This is a genomic window from Cellulosimicrobium cellulans (genome assembly GCF_006539945.1).
GTDB lineage: Bacteria > Actinomycetota > Actinomycetes > Actinomycetales > Cellulomonadaceae > Cellulosimicrobium > Cellulosimicrobium cellulans.
In genome coordinates this window covers 1-507 of record NZ_BJNZ01000062.1, presented here as the reverse complement: position 1 = coordinate 507, position 507 = coordinate 1, and the positions used below count along the sequence as shown (strand labels likewise).

The window sequence follows — 507 nt, the reverse complement described above, 5'->3', positions numbered from 1 at the left end:
GAGAGCTCCGGCGGCAGGTTCTCCGGCGGGATCACGCTGATCGGCAGCGTGAGGAGCGCCGTGTGCCCGTCGGGGTCGTCGGGGCCGGATCCGTCGGTCACCTCGAAGGTGACGGCGGCCGGCCCGACGTAGTCCGCGTTCGACGTGTAGACGATCTCGGTGGTCGAGGGCACCTCGCGGGTCCCCTCGAGCGCGGTGACCTTCTCCTCGGTCGTCAGGCGCGGCGTCTTGCCCTCGACGACGAGCACGTAGTCGGTGATGTCGATCGGCAGCGGCTCACCGCTGACGACCTCCAGCGGGGTGATGCCCGGACGCAGGGTCGGGGCCTGGTCCGTCATCCCCGGGACCTTGACGAAGGCCTTGGCGGTGAGTCCGTCGATGTCGGTGACGGTGTAGGTCACGACCTGGCGGTTCTCGGTGAGGGTGACGACGAGCTCGCCGGTGTCGGTGACGGTGGCGGTGGTCGCGTCGGTGGTGACGGTGAGCTCGGTCGCGGCGCCGTCGGGG

General features: G+C 70.6%; 1 protein-coding gene. It reads right to left on the bottom strand.

What is annotated here, in order from left to right; translation table 11 throughout:
• A partial coding sequence (locus CCE02nite_RS20310; protein ID WP_141391387.1) for an Ig-like domain-containing protein occupies positions 1-507 on the bottom strand: 507 nt, incomplete at both ends.